Source organism: Romboutsia sp. (genome assembly GCF_051659545.1).
Lineage (GTDB): Bacteria > Bacillota > Clostridia > Peptostreptococcales > Peptostreptococcaceae > JBOFOR01.
In genome coordinates this window covers 1-4140 of the sequence record NZ_JBOFOR010000151.1, presented here as the reverse complement: position 1 = coordinate 4140, position 4140 = coordinate 1, and the positions used below count along the sequence as shown (strand labels likewise).

At 25.1% G+C, this 4140-nt stretch carries 5 protein-coding genes; all 5 read left to right on the top strand.

The features are described 5' to 3' along the window. Nucleotides 1–61 precede the first annotated feature (61 nt). The 5 genes from ACRC03_RS08405 to ACRC03_RS08385 all read left to right on the top strand — a co-directional run bounded on the left by ACRC03_RS08405 (nt 62) and on the right by ACRC03_RS08385 (nt 4029). The gene (locus ACRC03_RS08405) at nt 62–226 is read left to right on the top strand and encodes a DUF6933 domain-containing protein (protein ID WP_438652116.1); all 165 of its coding nucleotides are present in this window, start codon (nt 62–64) and stop codon (nt 224–226) included. A 119-nt stretch (nt 227–345) separates the two neighbouring features. Next, on the top strand, nt 346–525 hold the full coding sequence (locus ACRC03_RS08400; RefSeq protein WP_438652115.1) for a hypothetical protein: 180 nt from the start codon (nt 346–348) through the stop codon (nt 523–525). A 138-nt stretch (nt 526–663) separates the two neighbouring features. Beyond that, nucleotides 664–1986 (top strand): hypothetical protein, encoded by a 1323-nt coding sequence (locus ACRC03_RS08395; protein WP_438652114.1) that lies wholly within the window; start codon nt 664–666, stop codon nt 1984–1986. Nucleotides 1987–2014: 28 nt separating this feature from the next. Continuing rightward, complete coding sequence (locus ACRC03_RS08390) at nt 2015–3076, top strand: plasmid pRiA4b ORF-3 family protein (RefSeq protein ID WP_438652113.1); 1062 nt, start codon at nt 2015–2017, stop codon at nt 3074–3076. 212 nt (nt 3077–3288) lie between these two features. Continuing rightward, nucleotides 3289–4029 carry a Fic family protein gene (locus ACRC03_RS08385; RefSeq protein WP_438652112.1) on the top strand — a complete coding sequence of 247 codons (741 nt, stop codon included), beginning with the start codon at nt 3289–3291 and terminating at the stop codon, nt 4027–4029. The last annotated feature ends 111 nt before the right edge of the window (nt 4030–4140 follow it).

Sequence of the window (4140 nt, the reverse complement as noted above, 5' to 3'; positions counted from 1 at the left end):
ATGAAAGTGAGTATTTACCTAAATAATAGTTAAAAATAAAAATAACATGAGGTATGTAATAATGATAATAAATTGCACTAAAAAACTACAAGATGAATTAGGAATAAAACCAGAGTTAGTTGAGGTTCATAATCCACTATTTTCATGGCATGCAAACCTAATTAAGATAAACAGACGAAAAAACCTAGTATTAGTAAATGATGTTGCTAGATATAACATTGTATAAATAGATATATTATATCAACTTACTTAGAAGAAGCTGGAGGAATTATTTTTTCTAAAACTCAAAATAGAACTAATTAGAGAAAAGATATATTATGGTAAATAACTATAATCATATAACCTATGGATAAAATTTATGTTTATAGATGGAGCGAAGGAGTAATATGTATTGGTAGATTGGCTGGACATAATGCAGCTAGAAGTTGTGTAGGAATAAATACAGTATCAGCGCCATGTGTAGAGAATTTAATATTCCAAGAAGTTTGGTGTATTAAGAGCGAAAAGTATCAAGAAGAAAAATAATTAATTGTTCCATCTCTTTAGTGAATTTATTATAGATGGATACACATGGTATGGGAATCAATAGAAGATATACTGTATTATGCAAGACAAAAATTAAAATTATAACCTATCCCAAGATTAAAACAGGAGTATTTAAAAATGGAAAAAAATGATTTAATAGAAGAAATAAAAGAAATGTCTAAATCTGATTTATACAAAATATTAAAACACTTAATAGAATCTAACCATATATTTAGAAAAGAGATAGAAAAATACATAGAAAAAAATTTAAATAATAATATAAAAAGCGAATGCAATGCTATAAATTATTGGAACAAAGCTAAAAAAATAATATCTAAATTCAATGAATATGGTGGCGGACCATACAATGAAGAAGACAAATGTATAAAATACCTAGATAATATAATTCTTTTAAATGAAGAAGGAAAAATACCTAATGAGTCAAAAGTTAAAATTATAAAAGAAGGATTTTTTGAGTACCATAAACAAAATTCAGGATTTGAAGATTCTATTACAGATATGATATTTTCATTATGTGGTGATACAAAAGAGCTATGGTATTTAGCGGTAGATAAGTTAAAAGAAGACCCTACAGATTATAATCAAAGCTTAATAATAAGTATATATAGAGATGATTTAGAGGATAATGAGAAATATCTACAAGAAAGAAATAAAAAGTTAAACAGAGGTATGGATTTTTGGGATCTTGCAGAGTTTTATATTTATGAAGATAATATAGGAAAAGCAGTAATAACTTGTGAAGATGGACTCAAAAAAGGAAAAGGTAGAAAAGATGAACTATTTGAGTACCTTATAAGTTACTATATAAATAAAAATGATGAAGATAATATAATTAGAATATTGGAAGTTGCAGAAAAAGAAAAATCTAATATGCCTATGGTTTTAAACCATATTTATGAATACTACATGAGCAAGAATGAATATGAAAAATGCAAAACCATATTATTAAGATTAATAGATTCAGATAATCATAAAGACCACTATGATTATTATAATAAATTAAAAACATTATTTAGCAAAGAGCAATTTGAAAATATAAGTGTAGAATTATTAGATAATATAGAGAAGAAAGATTTATCTGATTATTTACTGATTTGTATTAATGAAAAAAAATATGAAAATATATTAATGCATATAGTTAATCCTAAAAAGAACTATATGGGTAAAATTGATACAACCATATTAGACCAATATGCTTCATTACTAAAAAATAACTATCCCAGAGAAATTATAAGTTACTACAAAGAAGTATTTGAGGATATGATTAAGAATGGAAATAGAAATATTTATAAAAAATCAAGTGTATACATAAGGCAGATGATAGATATTTATATAAATATATTAAACGATGAAAAATCTTGTAAATTAGAACTCGAAAGCATAAGACAAAAGCACAAACAAAAGAGAGCATTAATTGAAGAATTATCTATATTTAATTAAAAGTTTTATTAAAAGGAGATATAAATAAGTGATAATAAACTGTACGAAAAAATTACAAGAAGAACTAAATATAAAGCCAGACTTAGAAAAAGTTTTAAATTCACTATTTTCATGGCATGGTAATATAATAAGAATAAATAGAAGAAAAACTTTAATACTAACAAATGATGCAACTAGATACACAGTCGTATTATATGGACTTAAAGCAAAGGACTTTAAAAATATTCAAAATCTAATAGTAGAAGCTATACGAAAAAATTTTGAAATAGACTGTGTTAATCAAGAAATAATATTAAAATACATAGAAGATATAGGTGAAATAACTTTCTCAACAACTCAAGATAGAAAACAAGTGGCAAGAATGAATAGTGCAGGTAAAGATGTAAATCACTATAGCAGAATGAATAGTGATGATATATCGCCGTATCAACTTTCAAAGATATCAAATAATGCTCCACTAAATATTAATGGATATGCTTATCCTAAAGAACTACTGTATGAAGAATTAGAAAAATTATATAATATGCCACCTATTAGATGTAAGGCAGTTAAAATAAAAGCGAGATTAGATTTTGAAAAAATGGATATATCAAGAGAATTAATAGTTCCACTTAATTATACATTTAGAGATTTACATAAGGTAATGCAAAGAGCATTTCAGTGGCATAACGGTCATTTGTATGAGTTTACTATTATAGATAAAGCTAAAGAAATGGCGAGAATAATAGGTTATGAAGATGAATTTGCAGATGAATATAATATAAAAACATTGAATGATGCCAAGGTATCTTTATCTGAATATCTTCCTAAATATAAAAATATAGTATATAGATATGATTTTGGAGATGATTGGATACACGTTATTTCAGTAGAAGATATTTTATTTGATTATGATAAGTACCATGCAGTTTGTGTAGATGGAAATGGAGACTCTCCTCCAGAAGATATTGGAGGGGAATGGGGTTATTATGAGTATTTAGAAATATTAAAAGATGAAACTCATGAAGACTATGAACAAATAAAAAATTTATCACAAAGTTACCATAGTGGTAGGTTTGATATTAAGTCAGTGAATATAATGCTAAAATGATAAAAAAATAAAAATAAGAAAAATAAATTTGAGATACTACCTGAAATAGAAAGCGACGAATATTACATATTAGCTATACAGGTATAATAATATGTATGGTACTAATATATAGGAGTATAAGAAGAGAAAAAGTAAAAGAATTATAAATAAGTAGTTAAAAACTATAGTGTTTGATATAATAAATTATAAATACAATAGTAAGGGTGGTAATAATGCAATCATTTATACCAAGATATAAATATACATTTAAAAATATATTACCTAATGGGGATAAAAGATATATTTTAACTTATGTTAGGCAAATGATAAGTGAATTCGTATATGATATGGGTAGCTTAGAAAATAATCCATTTACATTTCCAGAAGTACAAACTTTACTTGATGGAATAACAGTAGGAGGTCATAAACTTAGTGACCAAAATCAGATTTTAAATATTAAAGAGTCTTGGGATTTTATACTTAAACTAAGTACCAATGAAGAAATCAAAATAAATAAGGATACAATATGCTCAATTCACAATATAGTTGCTAGAGATGAAGCTCTAATTGTTGGAGATTTTAGAAATGGTAATATTGGAATAGCAGGTACTGTTGAGTATAAATGTATAGATGCGAAAGATCTTCAAGAAGTATTTGAAAATGATATAAAATTTATTGAAAATATTAACAATCCATTAGAAAAGGCAATAGTATTAAACTTATGGTTATCTTATTGTCAATTCTTCTATGACGGAAATAAAAGGACTTCTAGATTAACATCTAACTTAATTTTACTACAAAATAAGATTGGAGTACTTTCAGTATCAGCGAGATTAAAGCATGAATATAATTCATTAATGTTAGAGTTTTATGAAACACTAGAGGCAGACAAAGTAATAGAGTTTTTAGTTGAAAAATGTACAACTTATTTTAATGGTTTTGATTATATGAGTTATGATAAAATAGTAAATTAATATGTATTAATAAAAAATCACCTCCCATGAATTTAATATAATTTTGGGAGGTGATTTTTTATTAAATTAGATTGAACTTAATTAAACTTTCTTTAACTTTATAGTAAGTAG

Excerpts from the sequence above, each read along its gene's own strand:
- ACRC03_RS08385 (WP_438652112.1), top strand. The coding sequence starts at position 3,289 with ATGCAATCATTTATACCAAGATATAAATATACATTTAAAAATATATTA.
- ACRC03_RS08405 (WP_438652116.1), top strand. The coding sequence starts at position 62 with ATGATAATAAATTGCACTAAAAAACTACAAGATGAATTAGGAATAAAA.
- ACRC03_RS08395 (WP_438652114.1), top strand. The coding sequence starts at position 664 with ATGGAAAAAAATGATTTAATAGAAGAAATAAAAGAAATGTCTAAATCT.
- ACRC03_RS08400 (WP_438652115.1), top strand. The coding sequence starts at position 346 with ATGGATAAAATTTATGTTTATAGATGGAGCGAAGGAGTAATATGTATT.